This is a genomic window from Comamonas sp. UBA7840 (assembly GCF_002501455.1).
In the GTDB taxonomy this organism is placed as follows: Bacteria; Pseudomonadota; Gammaproteobacteria; order Burkholderiales; family Burkholderiaceae_C; genus Comamonas; species Comamonas jiangduensis.
This window is the reverse complement of sequence record NZ_DLTI01000001.1, coordinates 6,305-23,554: the sequence shown is the minus strand read 5'-3', so window position 1 is coordinate 23,554 and position 17,250 is coordinate 6,305. Positions and strand designations below refer to the sequence as shown.

Here is a 17,250-nt window from a genome sequence, read left to right as displayed (position 1 = left end):
CGGGCTTTTTTTGTGCAGGCCAACGGCCCAGCTTCAACGTCGTGGGTCGAAAGGTATTACGCCGATTGTGTGGGTGGGTTCAGTTTGTCCCAGGCATCCAAGGTTTCTGCGGCATACATCAGGGCAGGGCCGCCGCCCATGTACACGGCAATACCCAGCATCTCCTCCAACTCTTGGCGTGTTGCGCCCAGCTTTTGCAGCGCTTTGGTGTGAAAACCAATGCAGCCGGAGCAGCGCTGCGTCACGCCAATGGCCAACGCAATCAGTTCCTTGTTTTTGGCGCTGATGGCGCCTTCGGCCATGGATGCCTGGGCCAGCTGCGCAAAGCCTTGCATCGCCGCGCTTTGCGACTGGCGGAAGGGGCGCAGGGCATGGTTGATGTCGCGGGTCAGTGTCTGGTGGTCAAACGAGCTCATGGTGATCTCCTTGCGGTTTGCGAGTGAACGGTATTACTGGGACTGGGCAGGCTGCCAAATGCCGTCTGGCGCTTGGCTGGCATCTTGGAGGAAGGCGTTGACCGGCACTTGGATGTAGGTGCGGCCATCGGTTTGCGCGGGGGGCATGCGGCCCGCCCTCAGGTTGACCTGCACGGAAGGCAAGATCAACGTGGGCATGGCCAAGGTGGCATCACGGCGGTTGCGCATAACCACAAACTCCGCTTCGCTGATGCCGTCGCGCACATGGATGTTGTGCGCTTTTTGCTCGGCCACGGTGCTGACCCATGCGGCTGCGCGGGGGGCTGGCGGGTAGTCGTGGCAGACGTGGATGCGGGTGTCTGCAGGCAGGCGCAAAATGCGCTGGATGGAGCGGTACAGCACTGCGGCATCTCCGCCGGGGAAGTCTGCGCGGGCGGTGCCCACATCGGGCATGAACAAGGTGTCACCCACAAACACATCGCGGCCCACCAAATAGGCCATGTCGGCGGGGGTGTGGCCCGGCACCAGCAAGGCCGTGACGGCCAAGTTGCCCACGTGGAAGACTTCGCCGTCCTCAAACAGGTGGTCAAACTGGCTGCCATCCGGCAAAAAGCTGCGTTCAAAGTGGAACACGGTGCGGAAGATTTTTTGCACCTGGCGGATGTTGGCGCCAATCGCAATCTTGCCGCCCAGATGGTGGCGAATATGCTGCGCGCCGGAGATGTGGTCAGCGTGGGCGTGCGTCTCCAAAATCCACTGCACCTGCCAGCCTTGGGCACGCACGTACTCGATCATGCGGTCGCTGCTGGCGCTGGTGAGCGTGCCGGACTTGGGCTCAAAGTCCAGCACCGGGTCAATCACTGCAGCGTGCCTTGTGACTGTGTCGGCCAGTACATAGCTGACCGTGCCGGTGACGTCGTCAAAAAACGATTCGATGTGGGGCTGGGGTGTGTGCATGGAGATTCCTTTTTTGCAACGGTCACGCAATCAATATGTTTTTTAATATAATATAAAAACGTAGATTGAGTGAGGCGTGTTTGTTCTGTATGTGACAAAAGTCAACACCGTCTACGTTTTCAACAACTCAGGAGATGGCAATGAAGGCAAATGTTGGTGGTTGGGATCGTGGGCTGCGCATCGTGCTGGGCTTGGTGCTGATTGTGCTGGCGGCCACAGGCACTGTGGGCTGGTGGGGCTGGCTGGGCGTGATTCCTTTGCTCACAGGGCTTGTGCGTTTTTGCCCTTTGTACCCGCTGCTGGGGCTGAGCACGTGTCCTTTGCAGCGCAAGCAATGAGTCGGTCGGTGGCGGTTTAACTTGGCACCGAGGGCGCCACAAGTGCCCTTGGTGGGGATGATGATGGAAACAACTTTCATGGAGCCAGCGGTAGACCCCGTTGCAGCATTGGATTTGGCGAGCATGCGCGCGCATGCGGCAGAGGCGGTGGGCATGCTCAAGCTCTTGGGCAATGAAGACCGCTTGCTGCTGTTGTGCCAGATTGCCTTGCAAGAGCGTACGGTGACAGAGCTGGAGCAACTCACGGGCATTACCCAGCCCACGCTGTCCCAGCAACTGGGGGTGCTGCGCCGTGAGGGGCTGGTGTCCACGCGCCGTGACGGCAAGTTTATTTGGTACCAATTGGCCGATGTGCGTGCTTTGCAGTTGATGCAAGTGGTGCATCAGTTGTTCTGCGGCCCGGCCGCACATGGAGCTCAGGCATGAGTATTTATTGGGAAGCTTTTACGCCCTGGTCGGCGCTGGCGGGTGGTGTGCTCATTGGCTTGGCCGCTGCATTGATGGTGGTGCTGCTGGGGCGTATTGCGGGGATCAGTGGCATCGTTGGTAATTTGCTGCAAGCCGCCACCTGGGGCTCGGTCAGGCAGTGGGGCTGGCGTGTGGCGTTTGTGCTGGGGATGGTGGCTGCGCCCATTGTGTGGCAATGGTTTGCACCCTTGCCCGCGATGGAGATGCCTTCCAACCCTTGGGTGATCGGGCTGGCTGGTTTGCTGGTGGGCTTTGGTACGCGTTTGGGCTCGGGCTGCACCAGTGGGCACGGGGTGTGCGGCCTGTCACGCCTGTCGCTGCGTTCGCTGGCGGCAACGCTGATGTTCATGGCCACGGGTGTGCTGACGGTGTTTGTCGTGCGCCACGTGCTGGCTTAAGTCTGCAAGAGAGGATGTTGTGATGGTTGCAATCGTTGCTTTGCTGTCGGGGCTGGTGTTTGGCCTGGGCTTGATTCTGTCGGGCATGGGTAACCCCGCCAAGGTGCAAAATTTTCTGGATATTAGTGGCACTTGGGACCCTTCATTGGGACTGGTGATGGGCGGCGCGATTGCCGTCGGGCTGCTTGCTTTTACCTGGGCCAAACACCGCAAGACCTCGGTTTTGGGTGAGCCCATGCAACTGCCCACATCGAAGGCGGTGGATCGCAAACTGCTCACGGGTGCCGCTTTGTTTGGCGCGGGCTGGGGGCTGGCAGGCTTTTGTCCAGGCCCTGCCGTGATGAATCTGGCGACACTGCGCTTTGAGGTGTGGCTGTTTGTGGCTGCAATGCTGGCTGGCATGGTGCTGCAGCATGCATGGGCCAAGCGATCGGCTTGAGAATACTATTATTGATAGCTGCTAGTGCTTGCTGCGTAAGCGCTAGAGCCTTAAAAGGCTAAGAATATGCACGAACAGATGTGGCCGCTGTGGCTGACCTTGGCGCTGGCGCTGGTGTACTTTGTCAAGCAATGGTGCTGGCCTTCAGCAGCCACGCGCCAGCACGACCAACTGCGCAGCGACTGGCTGCAGTCGGTGTCCGCCACGCCGGGCACCGAAGTGCTGGGCGTGCAGACCATTCGCAACTCCCTCATGTCCTGCACGATGACGGCCACCGCCGCCACGCTGGCGTTCATGGGCAGCATCAGCTTGCTCTACAGCAGCTGGGCGCAGACGGTTTCGCTCGGCAACAAAAGCGCGTTTTTGCAGCATGTGCTGGCCGTGCTGGTGCTGCTGGGCATGTCGTTCATCACCTCCATGCTGTCTGCGCGCCAGTGGCACCACGCCGGGTTTGTGGCAGGCATGCCCGTGGGCAGCGCGCAGCGCCAGCAGTGGCTGCCTTTAGGGCAGCAGTGCCTGCGCAAGGCCGGGCATTACTACGCCTTGTCGGTGCGCTTGCTGATGTGGTGTGTGCCGGTGGCCGTGGTGGGGTTGTTTGCGTGGCCCGGGGTGATTGCTGCGGTGCTCATGCTGGTGGTGCTGTGGCGCGGTATTGATCGCTAAGCGCTAACACAGATGCGGCGACGCAGCAGGGGCCGGATCGTAGCGTTTTGATTTTATTGCTGTATGTGCGCGATTATTTTGACTACTTAATACTTCCTTAATATTTATTTTTGATAATCGGAAAATTTATAAAAAATACCAATAAAAACAATGGCTTATATTATTGACAATGGTCAAATATAAATAGCCGCCAGCGGGTTGAAAATCAGTCTATTCCATTAATAAACGGATTTTCAATATGACTGAAAACCGCCTATCCCCCACGACCTCCGACAGCAAGCGCAGTTTCTTGCAAGAGTTGGTTGCGCTGGCCACGGGCTTTGGGCTTGCTGGCGCCGCGCAAGCCGCGCCGGCGCTGCCAGATTTTCAACCCACCCGCCGACCCGGTATGCAAGGCAAGCGCTTTGGCATGCTGGTGGATATGCGCAAGTGCATCGGCTGCCAGGCCTGCACGGTGAGTTGCTCGGTGGAAAACCTGCCGCCCATCGGCCAGTTCCGCACCACCGTGCTGCAGTACGAGGTGAACCAGGGTGAGGGCAGTGCCCCGGCCATGGTCAGCCTGCCGCGCCTGTGCAACCACTGCGACAACCCGCCGTGCGTGCCTGTGTGCCCGGTGCAGGCCACCTTCCAGCGCACCGACGGCATTGTGCTGGTCGACAACGAGCGCTGCGTAGGCTGCGGCTACTGCGTGCAGGCCTGCCCCTACGACGCCCGCTTTATCAACCACGAAACCCAAACCGCCGACAAGTGCACCTTCTGTGAGCACCGTTTGGAGGCGGGCTTGCTGCCCGCTTGCGTGGAAAGCTGCGTGGGTGGTGCGCGTGTGATTGGTGACTTGAACGACGCTGACAGCGAGATCAACCAGCGCATGCAAGCGGACAAGGACGACATCAAGGTGCTCAAGCCCGGCATGAAGACCGAGCCGCGCGTGTTCTACATCGGCTTGCCCGATGCGTTCGTGAACGGCGTTGATGGCCAAGCCAGCGTGCGCTTGCTGTCAGACCACTGAACTTCCCGGAGGCTTTTATGCAAATCATTGAACTCCTGACGCCGCACTACGAAGTGGCGTGGCTGCCTTGGGCGGTGCAGTACTTTTTCCTCGTTGGCGTAGCCACTGGCGCTGCATTGCTGGTGAGTGTGTGTGCCTTCGGCCAAGCGGGTGGGGCGCTGCAGCGCTTGATGCCTGTGGCGGTATTGACGTTGGCCGTCAGCGGCCTGGCTGCTCCCGTGTCGTTGTTGGCCGACTTGCACCAGCCCGCTCGGTTTTGGCATTTTTATGCACACATGACTCCGTGGTCGTGGATGTGGCGGGGCGCGGTGCTGCTGCCTGTGTTCATGGGCTTGCTGGTGGCCATGTGCGCCAGCTGGTGGCTGGGCCAGGCGCGCTGGCTGCGCTGGCTGGCACCGTTGATGGTGCTGTCGGCACTGTCCATCACGGTCTATACCGGTGCAGAAATGATGGTGGTGCGCTCACGCCCCTTGTGGAACACGATGTGGGTGCCTGTGAACCTGGCGCTGACAGGCTGGCTGGCTGCAGTGGGTGTGGCCCTGGTGGTGGAGCGCTTCTTGCCCGCCCAGCTGCGCCCTGACGCCCGCGCTTTGCAGGCTTTGCGTGCCATTGGCCTGTGGCTGGCTGCCGCACTGGTGGTGGCGGCGGTGTTGTGGGCGCTCAGCGGTCTGCTGGGCATGAGCCCCTCGTTCAACGAAGCCCTGCGCTTGGTGCAGGAGTTCCCGGTGTGGCGCATGACCATGATCGGCTCGGCCATCTTTGGCGCGGTCGTCGTGGGTGCCTTGCTGCGCGGCAAGCAGCGCTTGCAGGCCAAGGGCTTTACGTTGGTGCTGGGCCTGGGGTTGGCCGCTGCCGCTTGGGCCTTCCGCTGGGCGCTGTTCATGGGGGTGCAGGGCGTACCCAAGTTTGGCGCGGGCCTGTACCTGTACCACATGCCTTGGGGCGGCGATGGCCTACTGGGCATGCTGGGTGTGGCGGGCTTGTGCGTGGCTTTGGTGGCCATGGCGACGTGGGCGCTGGAAGTATTTCCTGCCCGCAGCCCCCGGGTCGCGTAAGCCTTGCTGGCCCGAGACTTTGAAAGAAACAAGCCTCTAACGCAATATTGACGGGCGCTGGCTGCTTCAAAAGCTGTGAGCGCCTGCCCTGAAAGGGCAACCATGACTGATAAAAAACACTCTCCCGAACAATCCCAAGATGCTGACGTTGCACGCCGCCGCTTGCTGCTGCGTGGTGGTGCGGTGGCCGGTGGTCTGGCCGCATTCGCGGCGGGCTACGGCCAAACCGTGGCGCGTGGAGCCAAGGGCTTGATCGATGGCACCTCGGGCACGGCAACCGCCAGTGCAACCCGTGGCAACTCGCTGCAGCCCGAATTCCGTATCGACCCCGCCACGGGTCAGCTCACGACCCAGCCTGGCCAAGTGGTCAGCCCTTCGAGCTGCCTGGGCTGCTGGACGCAGTGCGGCGTGCGCGTGCGCGTGGATACTGACAACAACACCATCTTGCGCATTGCCGGCAACCCCTACCACCCGCTGGCAACCACCAACCCTGCACCCATGGAAACGCCGGTGCGTGAGGTGTATGCCATGCTGGGCGGCGACAACGGCTTGGAAGGCCGTGCCACCAGCTGTGCCCGTGGCTCTGCCATGCTGGCGCACCAAAAAGCCGAGCACCGCGTGCTGACGCCGCTCAAACGCGTAGGTCCCCGTGGCTCGGGCCAGTGGCAAAGCATTTCGCTGGAGCAGTTGGTCAAGGAAATCAGCGAGGGCGGCAATTTGTTTGGCGAAGGCCATGTGGAAGGCTTGGCCAGCATCCGTGATCTGGAGACGCTGATTGATGCCGACAACCCCGAGTACGGCCCCAAGGCCAACCAGCTGCTGGTGACCGATGCCTCCAACGAAGGTCGCACCCCGCTGATCAACCGTTTTGCGCGCCAGGCTTTTGGCACGGTGAACGTGGCCAACCACGGCGCCTACTGTGGCCAGACCTACCGCGTGGGCACGGCAGCGGCGCTGGGCAATATTCCTGGCATGCCTCACGGCAAGCCCGACTGGAAAAACTCACGCTTTGGTTTGTTTATTGGCACGGCCCCTGCCCAGGCGGGTAACCCCTTCCAGCGCCAAGGCCGGGAACTGGCGGAAGCGCGCTCGCGCCACGAGCAAACCTACCAGTACGTGGTGGTCTCACCCGTGCTGCCCACATCGTCAAGCTATGCCTCGGGCGACAACAACCGCTGGTTGCCCATCAAGCCTGCAACCGACCTGGCCCTGGTGCTGGGCATGATCCGCTGGATCATTGAGAACGAACGCTATGACGCCAAGTTCCTGAGCCAGCCTGGCCCTGCCGCCATGGCAGCTGCCGGTGAAGCCTCGTGGAGCAATGCCTCTCACCTGCTGATTGATGACCCCAAGCATCCCCGCTACGGCCACTTCCTGCGCGGAGCCGATCTGGGTTGGCCCATGCCTGCACCGGTGGATGACAAGACCCCTGCGGAAGACGTGTACGTGGTGCAACTGCTGGACGGCACGCTGGCGCCCCATACCAGCGCGCAGCCGGCAGATTTGTGGGTGCAGGACAAACCGGTCAAGGTACAAGTGCCCGCCCAAGGCGATGCACCGGCTAAGGAAGTGGAGTTGCCTGTGAGCACCTCCATGGTCAAGCTGCGCGAGTCGGCCCAGCAAATGACCTTGCAGGAATATGCGGAAATCTGCGGCGTGCCCGTGGCCGAAATTGAAGCCTTGGCGCATGAGTTCACTAGCCATGGCAAGCAGGCCGTGGCCAACTCGCACGGTGGCACCATGAGCGGATCGGGTTTTTACACCGCTTACGCGATTGCCATGTTGAACAATCTGATTGGCAACCTGAACGTCAAGGGCGGCTGGGTGCTGGATGCAGGGCCCTTTGGTCCGTTCGGCCCCGGTCCGCGCTACAACTTTGCGCAGTTCAAAGGTGCGGTCAAGGCCAGTGGTGTGGCGCTGTCGCGCACACGCTTCCCGTACGAGAAGACCAGCGAGTTCAAGCGCAAAAAAGAGGCAGGTGAGAACCCTTACCCAGCCAAAGCGCCGTGGTACCCCGCGCCGGGCGGCATGAGCAGCGAAATGCTGGCGGCCGGCTTGCTGGGCTACCCGTATCCCGTGAAGGCATGGATCAACCACATGAGCAACCCTGTGTATGCGATTTGTGGCTTTGAGAACACCTTGGTTGAAGCGGTCAAGGACCCCAAGAAGCTGCCGTTGTTTGTGTCGGTAGATCCGTTCATCAACGAGACTTCGGCGCTGGCCGACTACATCGTGCCCGACACTCTCACTTACGAAAGCTGGGGTGTGGGCGCGCCTTGGGCGGACGTGGTGGCAAAGAGCAGCACGGTGCGCTGGCCTACGGTGGAAGCGGCTACAGCCAAGACTGCAGACGGCAAACCGGTGAGCTTTGAGACTTTTGTGTTTGCGCTGGCCAAGCAGTTGCAACTGCCAGGCTTTGGCAAAAATGCAATGTCGACCAAGGACGGAGAGCCGCTGGATCTGGAAACGCCCGAAGACTTCTACCTGCGCGGCATGTGCAATATTGCCTACCAAGCAGGCAAGCCTGTGCCTGAAGCCAGCGATGACGATATTGCTATCACAGGACTGAGCAAATGGATGCCCGCCTTGGAAGCGCGCGTGAAGCCCGAAGAGGTGCGCCGCGTTGCCATGGTGATGAGCCGTGGAGGCCGTTTTGATGCGGTGGAAGACGCGTGGAAGGGCGAGCACATCAAGCAGGCGCATAAATTCCCGGTGCAGATCTGGCACGAGGGCTTGTCCAAGATGCGTCACTCCATGACGGGCGAGCGCTACAGCGGCTGCCCCACCTGGTACCCCACACGGTTTGCCGACGGCACCAGCATGCGTGAGCACTTCCCTGAGAGCGAGTGGCCGTTGACGATGAGCTCGTACAAGTCCAACTTGATGAGTTCCATGTCGATTGCTGCACCGCGCCTGCGCCAGGTGCACCCGCACAACCCCATCAGCCTGAACGCTGCAGATGCAGCCAAGCTGGGGATTGCCAACGGCGACCGCATTGAAGTCAAAACGCCCGGCGCCAAGCTGCAAGGCGTGGCACTGGTGCGCAGCGGCATTGCCCAGGGTGCGATTGCTATTGAGTACGGCTATGGCCATACGCAACTGGGTACCGTGGCGCACAAGATTGATGGCAAAGCTACGCATGCCAACCCTCAGCACGGCAATGGCGTGAACCTGAACCGCCTGGGTTTTGCAGACCCCACACGCCCTGCCAAGGACAATGTGTGGATCGACTGGGTGTCCGGGGCGGTAGTGCGCCAAGGTTTGCCTGTAAGCGTCAGAAAGGTTTAACGCAGTTTTCAATAACCTGTGCACCTCCAGAGTACTGGTTTGGCCCACCGCTTGCGGTGGGTTTTTTCTGTACAGGGCACAGCTTGTCGTTTGGTGCACAGCGTGAATGCCAAGCACTTGTGCGTGTGATTGATTAGCGGTAAGTGCAAGCCGTGCCGCAAGGCTTCTGGAGACAATAGGCGGCATCACGCACTATGACGTCCGGTTGGGTGCGCAATATTTGCAAGTACTGATGGATTTATGCACACACTGATTGTTGAAGACAACGTGCTGGTTGCTTCTGGCATTAAGGCAGGGTTGGAACTGCATGGCTTCACCTGTGATGTGGCGGCCAGTGCATCCGCTGCGCAATTGCTGATCGCGGGTAGCCAGTTTGATGTCTGCGTGCTGGATCTGGGGCTGCCTGATGGCTGTGGGCTGGAGCTGCTGCACCAATGGCGCACCCGGAATCTGGTAATGCCAGTGTTGATTTTGACGGCACGCAGCACCCTGGAAGACAAGCTTGCGGGCTTTCAAAAGGGGAGTGATGACTATCTGACCAAGCCTTTTGATCTGCAGGAGCTGGTGGTGCGCTTGCAGGCTTTGCACCGCCGCTCTGCCGGGCGTGCCAGTGACTGGCTGGAGTGGCCGGGGCTGCGCCTGAACCCTGCCACGCATGAAGCATGGGTGGAGGAGCAGCCGGTGGAATTAGCGCGCCGCGAGTGGTCACTTCTGGGGGCTTTGCTCCAAGCGAATGGCCGTGTGCTCACGCCTGCACAGCTGCACGACAGCTTGTATGGCTTTGAGCAGGATGTGGGTAGCAACACCGTGAATGTGCATGTGCACAACCTGCGCAAGAAACTGGGTGCAGACATTATTGAAACCGTGAGAGGGTTGGGCTTTCGGTTGGGCTCTGCCTATTGCAAGGGGTGCGCATGAAAAGCCTGCGTGTGCGGCTGGTGGTGACTTTGTGCATTGCCATCTGCGTGCTGTGGAGCACGGTGGCAGCCTGGATGTTTAGCAGCATGCGCCACGAGCTGCAAAGCGTATTAGACGACCGGTTGGTGGCCTCCACGCGCATGGTCGCAGGCATCATGGGGCAGTTCTCGCAGGCGCAGGTTGCAGCCGTCGGTAAGGGTACCAAGCCCGCAGACCTGACACCTGTCATTGCGCGCGATGGGGTGGCATGTGAAGTCAGTCTCGTGCGCAGTGAGGTGGAAGTGCTGCCCATTGCACGCACCGAAAACAGCCCCGGATTTGGTGAGGTCGAAGAGCTGGGCTTTGGGCGTATCACCAAAGGCGGAAAGCCGTGGCGCACCTATGTGCTGGAAGAAAACGGCATTCGTATCACCACGGCAGACCGGATTGATGTGCGCGAACACTTGGTGCAATCGTTTGCCTACGCCATGGTGCTGCCTTTTGCCATGGCGCTGCTGGGCTTGCTGGCGATTACCTGGTGGGTGGGAACCAGGGGTTTGGAGCCACTGCGGCGTTTGCAGCAAGCGCTGGCAAAGCGCCCACCGCAAGACGATCAACCTATTCAAGTAGGGCAAGACATTGCGGAGCTGGCGCCGATGGTGCAAAGCTTGAACGCACTGTTGCTGCGCAGTCATGCAGCCCTGGAGCACGAGCGGCGCTGGACAGCTGATGCGGCGCATGAGCTACGCACCCCACTAACGGCGATCAAGACGCATGTCCAAGTGATGCAATTGCTCTTTGAACGCGAGTGCCAGCGTGGCGACAAAGTAGAGAATCCTGCGCTGGTGCAGATGCGCCAGTCCCTAGAAAACGCCAAGCAAGGGATCACTCATATGCACGATACCTTGGAGCAGTTGCTCTTGTTGGCAAGGTTGGAGGGTACGCAAGGTTTGGTGTCGCAGCATTTGGCCGGCGAAGACATTCTTGCGGCGTTTGAGCGCGCCTGTGAGCAGTCGCAAAAAAATGCGCTGTCCAAAGGCTATGCCTCCGCCTTGGAGACGCAGGTGCGCCCTGATGCGCTTGCGGTGTGGGATGCATGCAAATTTGTGCTGCCTTTGCCATTGCCCCTGCTGATGTGCGCGGTCGGCAATGTGATCGACAACGCTTTACGGCATAACGTGGGTGATAAAGCCGTGGATGCGGTAATTGAACTGGCTCCCACCCAAGATGGCATTTACGTGCACGTGCGCGACTATGGGGCTGGCATGAGTGAGGCGGAGTGCGAGCAAGCCTTGAAGCGCTTTTGGCGCAAAAACCCTTTGGGGCAGGGGACGGGCTTGGGACTCACGATTGTGCAGCGCATCATCGCCAGTGCAGATGGTCGGCTGAGCCTGGAGCGGGCAGAAGGTGGCGGCTTGCTGGTGCGGCTGTTTTTGCCAGCTGTTGTGCAGGACGACAGCGTGGCTGCGGAGCCGATTTTTTCGCAATGAGCTGCAAGAATCACTTTTTGGTGATGCACTTGCCAGGCAGTTTAGAAAAATAAAAAGCGCCTTTAAGGCGCTTTTTTTAATTGGCGGAGGGGGTGTCCGACTTTAGCCCGTTGCATGGCGATGCCTGATGTTGCTAACGCATTGATTTTTAAAAGATTTAAATTTTTGTCTGTTGCACTCTGTTTAAATTAAGTGCGTAGTATTTCGGTGCTTATGTGGGCAGGATGTGGGCATGCTATGCTGGTTGCATGCCAAAAAAAGCCAAAGAACTGAGTGCGGCTGCCGTCGCCAAATTGCGTGAACCCGGCCGCTACTCAGTCGGTGGAGTTCAAGGGTTGCAGCTGCGCGTTACCGATGCCGGAACCAGATTATGGATTTACCGGGCAGTCGTCAACGGTGTCAGACGAGACATTGGGCTTGGGTACTACGAGGATGTAACCCTTTCGCAAGCGCGTGATGCAGCAATTGAAAAGCGTAGATCGATACGCATGGGGCTTGACCTTGGCCTTCCCGAAGTTGGGCCGCGCACCAAAAAACAAAACGTCGTTGTGGTTGCTCAAAAGCCAGTCCATACATTCAAAGACGTGGCCAATGAGTTCATCGAAACAAAGCGCGCAGGCTGGAAAAATGCCAAGCACGCCGCACAGTGGGGAAGCAGCTTAGACGCCTATGCTTACCCGCTCCTTGGTGCTATGGATGTGGCAGATATCGAGCTTTCGCACATTCTGGCTGTACTGCGGCCAATATGGGAAACAAAGACGGAAACCGCCGTGCGCGTGCGTGGCCGCATAGAGTCAGTGCTCGCATATGCTGCAGTTCACGAGTGGCGATCGCCAGTGAATCCAGCCCAGTGGAAAGGCATGCTGGACAAAATCTTGCCCGAGCCAGGCAAAGTCAAGAAAGTCGAGCACCATAAAGCTATGCCAGTTGCCGAGATACCGGCATTTATCCAACATATTGAAAGCGTATCTGGCGCGCCATCACTGGCGCTGCAGCTGTTGGTGCTTACTGCTACGCGATCAGGCGAGGTTCGAGCTGCACGCTGGGGTGAATTTGATTTTGAGGATGGTGTTTGGACAATTCCAAAGGAGCGAATGAAGGCGGGCGTCGAGCACCGCGTTCCGCTCAGTAAGCAGGCGTTGCACCTGCTGTCCAAAGTGCCACGTATGGCTGGCGTAGATTATTTGTTCCCATCAGCAAGAGGGGAGAAGCCAATCTCGGACATGGCCATGACCATGCAGATGCGCAGGTACGGTGTGGACTATGTGCCTCACGGCTTTAGATCCGCATTCCGAGATTGGGGAGGGGATGAAACTGATTTCCCGCGCGATTTGCTAGAGCTGGCGCTTGCTCACACACTGGAATCAAAGGTAGAGGCCGCCTATAGACGCTCCGATGCGCTGGAAAGGCGTCGGCCACTTATGCAGGCTTGGGCTGATCGTCTGTGCTAGCAGGCTTCCAGCTCCCGTTCTGCCAAGCAATAATTTCGGACTCGCGCCACGCTCTTACACCAGGGCCAATAGCAACCGGTTTGGGCGCAATCCCTTTTTTGACCCATCGCCACCATGTCACTCGATTGACTGGCGCAAATGCGGCGAGTATTTGCTTTTCGCGCAGCATGGTTTCGGGCTTTGCGGGCAATGTTGTGGCTGTATTCATATCTTTTACCAATAAAAAAGCCCCGACTTAGCGGGGCTGGTTGTCTTGTTGGTCTTGCTGGTCTTTCCAGCGGTCGCGCTTGTCGCCGCGCTGGCGGGCTCTGCGGCTCATTGCGTATGTCCTTGTGGTGCTTGTCCAAGTAGAAAAAGAGCAGTGCCCTCCAGGCGCTGTGCGGCAGTGGAATAGCCTTCTTTGTTGGCAATGGTCACGCCAGCAACGCTGCACAGTTTCATGAGGTAGTTGCCATAGTTCGGATCGCTCGAATTGGTTCGGCAGGCTGCAAGGTAGTCATTCACCGCCTTGATAGCCAGCAGCTCTGCTTCTTGCGGTGTGGCTGGAGTTGTTTTACTAAGACTCATGGTTCCCTTCCTGCTTGGCTTGGGCTGCACACATGCGGTCAATGCGCTCAATCTCAGCAAGAATTAGCGCAGCTGCTTTTTCCAGATTTCGACGCGGCGTGCTCGGCTTCCACCACTTACTACGCCATGGCCAACCTTCTGGCACCTCATTGTCACGCCGTGGGTCAAAAGCGTGAAGCGCGTAAATTCCTCCTGCCTCTGCCAGTACGCCACGGTTGTAGGCATCGTCGCGCTCTGGCGTCCAGCCCTCAACCGCGATTTGGCGGGCGCGCTCTGCAAGTACGCTGCGCGCTGCATCTGTAAGCGCATCCAGCCCCTGCTGGGTGGGGTGGGTGGCGGCAAGGGCAGCAAGTACAGCAGGTTGGCCAGCACCATTGCCGATTGGCTTTCCAGAGCGGAACATTTCTGCATGCCATCGGAGCCAGCGCGCCCCAGCTTCCCAGCTCGGATAGCATTTCACATGCTCTGGATGCGCTGTATTTGTTCGCTCCTGCGCGTCTGCCAAGGCATCCATAACGCGCGCCGCAAGCTCACGCCAATCTGGCGCTGGCACTCCCTCTGCGGGGTGCGCGGGGGCGGAAAGTACATCCAAGGTATCGCGCGCCATCTTCGCCATGGCTTGTGCATAACCAACGCCGTAATCATCGCCTCGGTTTTTAGCGTTTTCACCGACGTTCAATGCGCCGTTTTCAAGCATTTCCAGTGCTTCCACAACCTTGGTGGTTTGCACTGCTGAAAGCTGGGCGTGGTGGGTGTATACCGCTACCACCTTGTAAGGCGGTTCTCCGTCCAAGTTTTCATTCAGGCCATCAACTTCTGGCTGCAGGTCTTTGGCTTCGGATGACACGCAACCTTGTTCTTCAAAGAATGCGTTGCCGTAGCCGTCTGCGATTGCGTACATGAAGGGCACTTGCTCCCCGCTCTGCGCGCTGGATAGCAGGGTGCGGAGTTTGGCAATAATCTGCGTTGCCGCTGCTTGTGCTTTCTCGTTGTAGTGATGGGTGTGGGGCATTTTCTGCCTTTGTTTATGCACAAATACGCGGATGGCGCTTGTCAATAAAGCGCTGTTAGCTATTGTTTTAGAGCCTCTGCGGTGGCGCTGCGTTTGAGGGTTGCGGCTTCGGCCAGCGCGCACTGGATGGCATAGCGCACTACGGTGTGCAGGGGCTGGTTGCCCACACCAATAGGTGTCAGCACGATGCCCCTGACGGTAGATACCTCGGTGCGGCCGTGCGAAATCTTGATGGCGATTGAGTGGCTGGGCGGTAACTCCACGGCAGCGTTGAGCAGTTCGCGGCCAGCCAGGCGCAACTCGCAGCAGGAATCGCGCATTGATGCTCCGATGCTGGCGCGAATGTCCTGCAGCTTGCTGATGGGGTAGAGCTTGGCGGAGCGCCACTTGCGGCGGGTTGCCTCGTCTAAGGCGCTCAGCTCCTCCTTGGTGAGCACGACCGGGAAAAAGCCCATGGAGGCCAGCTTGTCAGCATCAACGAAGCAAACGCCCAACTGCTGGTTCAGCTCAGCCAGGTTCATGTACTTGCTGTTCATGGCTTACTGCTTTCTATAGTTGGTTCTTCAGGCCAGCTCTCTGCTGCAGCCAAGGCGCTAAGGCCTATGGCAATGCAAAAGGCAGCCATAACGGTAAGGGCTGCAGACATGACTGCTGCCTCTTAGAAAGCGTCCGCGCTGCCAATCACGGAGGCAGGCTGGCTCAAGGTCTGGCGGATTTGCTCAGGCGAGCGCGCTGGCACAAACAGGTGGCCATCAGCTTGCGCATCAAGGCGGCGTTGTTCTTGGCGCTGTGCAAAGGTCAGGTTAGCTATGGGCGCGCCGCGGCGTTGGCGAGAGGCATGGCGCGCAATGCTGGATGAGTAGCGGGACATTTCAGAGGCTCCAAAAGAAAAACCCGCCGTGATTGCTCAGGGCGGGAAGGGGGAGAGGAAAGCCGGCTGCCCACTCAAGGGCTGTCATGGGAAGTAAGAGAGGGAGGGAGGTGATGCCCACAACCCGGCTGGAAAAGGTAGATGGTGGTCAGGGGCGCGCCTGTTTTTTCATGGCAGCTGCCTAGCCCTTTCGGGTACAGCCTAGGACAATCCGACGCCGGTTCAATTCCAAAGCGCCACGCGGCTTGCCGCGCATTCACCATCTAGCGAACCCTTTGCTACCTGCTTTGCCCAGAGGGATAGGCGTTGCAAGCGAGACCCGTAAAGCGCAAAGGGTTCACTGGATGGCCCTGTTAAAACAAGACGAAAAAAAACCCGCTATGTGCGGGCCTTGTTACTAGGATCCAGACGGGTAAGCGAGACGGTTACCTTGGCAAGAAACAAGCTTTAGCTGTGTTGCTTGGACTTGTCGTCTTGATTTTTATCCGAAGGCTGCTGCCCAGGCTGTGGCTTGTTAGGCGCTGCTTGTTGCGGCTGGCCTGGCTTTTGGCTGGGGTTGGTAGAACCTGGTTGGTTGGTTTGTGTCATAGCGATGACTCCTTAGGTTTGTGGTAACCGAAATGGTTGCCACGTCTTCACAGTGGACCTAAATGAGTACCATCGTTGTACGAATACGTAAGTAACGACATTGTTTAAGTAGGGCTTCATCTTGTGATGATGAGCGCCTACGGCACCTAGTATTCAGCCTCAAGTTTGGTGAGGGGCAGAGGATTTGACGGATTCATTCGCTGCCGCTGTTGCTGCTGATCGTTTTTTTGCTCCTGATCGGTGGGCGCCTTATCGGGCTGATTAGGAGGAGGGTGCGTAGCGGTGGCGTTAGGTTTCGCGCCGCAGCATCTACACAGGTTTTTAAAGCATTTTTGAAGCCAAGACATACAACACCTCTTTAAGAAATAGCCATAAACCCTCCCGGGTTCAGAGTACATCTTTGTGGGGACTGCTGGTTGGGCGTTACATCCGCTTAGCTTCACAGAATTCAATAGGGTGTTAGCCAGCTTTTGTATGGATAAAAAAACCTGCACTAGGCAGGCAAAGCTCTATTGATAGACAGGTGCGTTAATCAAAAAAACGCATCCTCCTTACTCGTACACGTCTTCAGTTTTTTCCTTTGGGCACTGTCCAGGGTGTCCCTTGTCAAAGGTGGATGGCTGAATTGAAGAAGGCTTGGAATTGGTTTTTTGCTCAGCCGGTTTGCTGTGATTGCGCGGCTCAGGCTTGCTAGGTTGGCCTTGCTGTTTAGATTCTTTCATTTTGTTATTCCCTGTTAGTGAGAGTGCTCTGTTTGAAGAGCGCTCGGCGTTTAGTAATCCAGCTGTGCTGCACTGAGTGGTGTGCGCTTTCTTGGGGGTGCTGGCTGGGAGCCTGTTTTATCCTGCGGGCTTGGAGCCTTATCAGGCGGCGCTGGCTGCTGGGCTGCGGCGTTTGAATTGCGCTGAGAGTGCTTGCAGAACGAGGGTAAATACTTGTGGAACCATGACATAAGACCTCCGATTGAAAAAATAAAAACGATTGCCTCCCCAAGCTCACAGTAATCTCTTTCGCAACCAGAAGTGCGTGCGTTACACCTTCTTGGTAAGTTCAGGTAACCCACAAAGCAGAGCCCTCTTTGAAGAAAAAAGCTCTGGTTTGTGGTCGTGACTTTCCGACCTGTCATCGCTTGCGCGATGGGCTTTGCTGTTCTTGGCAACCCGGTATGCCTCAACTCCGTACAGATCCCAGCGTCTGGATTTCGCGTGGCCTTTTGATGTTCCTGATGCCGATCCCATCCGGGGGCAGAGCAGTACTGACTTAGACGACCGATGGTCTTTTGTTGCTCGCTACCACCCGCGAGGGTTCTTTATTTACCCAGCCTGTTGATTTCCATCCAGAAG

At 58.3% G+C, this 17,250-nt stretch carries 20 protein-coding genes; 11 read left to right on the top strand and 9 right to left on the bottom strand.

What is annotated here, in order from left to right; genetic code table 11:
* Positions 1-56: 56 nt before the first annotated feature.
* Both B3R00_RS00135 and B3R00_RS00130 read right to left on the bottom strand, forming a co-directional pair.
* Complete coding sequence (locus B3R00_RS00135) at positions 57-416, bottom strand: carboxymuconolactone decarboxylase family protein (RefSeq protein WP_174864214.1); 360 nt, start codon at positions 414-416, stop codon at positions 57-59.
* A 33-nt stretch (positions 417-449) separates the two neighbouring features.
* Positions 450-1,373 carry an MBL fold metallo-hydrolase gene (locus B3R00_RS00130; RefSeq protein ID WP_286996694.1) on the bottom strand — a complete coding sequence of 308 codons (924 nt, stop codon included), beginning with the start codon at positions 1,371-1,373 and terminating at the stop codon, positions 450-452.
* A 140-nt stretch (positions 1,374-1,513) separates the two neighbouring features.
* Between B3R00_RS00130 and B3R00_RS00125 the strand changes: the two genes are divergently transcribed.
* The 11 genes from B3R00_RS00125 (at position 1,514) to B3R00_RS00075 (ending at position 12,869) form a co-directional block, all read left to right on the top strand.
* Positions 1,514-1,711 (top strand): YgaP family membrane protein, encoded by a 198-nt coding sequence (locus B3R00_RS00125; RefSeq protein ID WP_286996693.1) that lies wholly within the window; start codon positions 1,514-1,516, stop codon positions 1,709-1,711.
* A gap of 63 nt (positions 1,712-1,774) precedes the next feature.
* The gene (locus B3R00_RS00120; protein WP_286996692.1) at positions 1,775-2,137 is read left to right on the top strand and encodes an ArsR/SmtB family transcription factor; all 363 of its coding nucleotides are present in this window, start codon (positions 1,775-1,777) and stop codon (positions 2,135-2,137) included.
* The gene (locus B3R00_RS00115) at positions 2,134-2,577 is read left to right on the top strand and encodes a YeeE/YedE family protein (RefSeq protein ID WP_286996691.1); all 444 of its coding nucleotides are present in this window, start codon (positions 2,134-2,136) and stop codon (positions 2,575-2,577) included. Before B3R00_RS00120 ends, B3R00_RS00115 begins: the two co-directional genes overlap by 4 nt.
* 22 nt (positions 2,578-2,599) lie before the next feature.
* Positions 2,600-3,016, top strand: a complete 417-nt coding sequence (locus B3R00_RS00110) for a DUF6691 family protein (protein ID WP_376747688.1) — start codon at positions 2,600-2,602, stop codon at positions 3,014-3,016.
* Between the two features lie 66 nt (positions 3,017-3,082).
* Positions 3,083-3,679, top strand: coding sequence for a DUF599 family protein (locus tag B3R00_RS00105; RefSeq protein ID WP_286996689.1), 597 nt, complete (start codon positions 3,083-3,085; stop codon positions 3,677-3,679).
* Between the two features lie 238 nt (positions 3,680-3,917).
* Positions 3,918-4,688: a sulfate reduction electron transfer complex DsrMKJOP subunit DsrO gene (dsrO, locus tag B3R00_RS00100; protein ID WP_286996688.1), complete on the top strand. Its 771-nt coding sequence runs from the start codon at positions 3,918-3,920 to the stop codon at positions 4,686-4,688.
* 17 nt (positions 4,689-4,705) lie between these two features.
* Complete coding sequence (gene nrfD / locus B3R00_RS00095) at positions 4,706-5,743, top strand: NrfD/PsrC family molybdoenzyme membrane anchor subunit (RefSeq protein WP_286996687.1); 1,038 nt, start codon at positions 4,706-4,708, stop codon at positions 5,741-5,743.
* 102 nt (positions 5,744-5,845) lie between these two features.
* On the top strand, positions 5,846-9,031 hold the full coding sequence (locus B3R00_RS00090) for a tetrathionate reductase subunit A (protein WP_286996685.1): 3,186 nt from the start codon (positions 5,846-5,848) through the stop codon (positions 9,029-9,031).
* A 240-nt stretch (positions 9,032-9,271) separates the two neighbouring features.
* Complete coding sequence (locus B3R00_RS00085) at positions 9,272-9,949, top strand: response regulator (RefSeq protein WP_286996684.1); 678 nt, start codon at positions 9,272-9,274, stop codon at positions 9,947-9,949.
* Positions 9,946-11,418, top strand: coding sequence for an ATP-binding protein (locus B3R00_RS00080; protein WP_286996682.1), 1,473 nt, complete (start codon positions 9,946-9,948; stop codon positions 11,416-11,418). Before B3R00_RS00085 ends, B3R00_RS00080 begins: the two co-directional genes overlap by 4 nt.
* 248 nt (positions 11,419-11,666) lie before the next feature.
* Positions 11,667-12,869 (top strand): tyrosine-type recombinase/integrase, encoded by a 1,203-nt coding sequence (locus tag B3R00_RS00075; RefSeq protein WP_286996680.1) that lies wholly within the window; start codon positions 11,667-11,669, stop codon positions 12,867-12,869.
* On the opposite strand, the gene B3R00_RS16320 is transcribed toward B3R00_RS00075, so the two are convergent.
* From B3R00_RS16320 to B3R00_RS00045, 7 genes are all read right to left on the bottom strand, one after another.
* On the bottom strand, positions 12,838-13,038 hold the full coding sequence (locus B3R00_RS16320; protein WP_349682254.1) for a helix-turn-helix transcriptional regulator: 201 nt from the start codon (positions 13,036-13,038) through the stop codon (positions 12,838-12,840). The two genes, B3R00_RS00075 and B3R00_RS16320, sit on opposite strands and share 32 nt — an antisense overlap.
* Positions 13,039-13,184: 146 nt before the next feature.
* Complete coding sequence (locus tag B3R00_RS00070) at positions 13,185-13,436, bottom strand: hypothetical protein (protein ID WP_286996678.1); 252 nt, start codon at positions 13,434-13,436, stop codon at positions 13,185-13,187.
* Positions 13,426-14,337 (bottom strand): hypothetical protein, encoded by a 912-nt coding sequence (locus B3R00_RS00065; RefSeq protein ID WP_286996677.1) that lies wholly within the window; start codon positions 14,335-14,337, stop codon positions 13,426-13,428. Before B3R00_RS00065 ends, B3R00_RS00070 begins: the two co-directional genes overlap by 11 nt.
* A gap of 170 nt (positions 14,338-14,507) precedes the next feature.
* Positions 14,508-14,984 (bottom strand): hypothetical protein, encoded by a 477-nt coding sequence (locus tag B3R00_RS00060; protein ID WP_286996676.1) that lies wholly within the window; start codon positions 14,982-14,984, stop codon positions 14,508-14,510.
* A gap of 122 nt (positions 14,985-15,106) precedes the next feature.
* On the bottom strand, positions 15,107-15,319 hold the full coding sequence (locus B3R00_RS00055) for a hypothetical protein (RefSeq protein WP_286996675.1): 213 nt from the start codon (positions 15,317-15,319) through the stop codon (positions 15,107-15,109).
* Between the two features lie 447 nt (positions 15,320-15,766).
* Positions 15,767-15,907: a hypothetical protein gene (locus B3R00_RS00050; RefSeq protein ID WP_286996674.1), complete on the bottom strand. Its 141-nt coding sequence runs from the start codon at positions 15,905-15,907 to the stop codon at positions 15,767-15,769.
* 551 nt (positions 15,908-16,458) lie between these two features.
* Positions 16,459-16,629: a hypothetical protein gene (locus tag B3R00_RS00045; RefSeq protein WP_286996673.1), complete on the bottom strand. Its 171-nt coding sequence runs from the start codon at positions 16,627-16,629 to the stop codon at positions 16,459-16,461.
* Between the last annotated feature and the right edge of the window lie 621 nt (positions 16,630-17,250).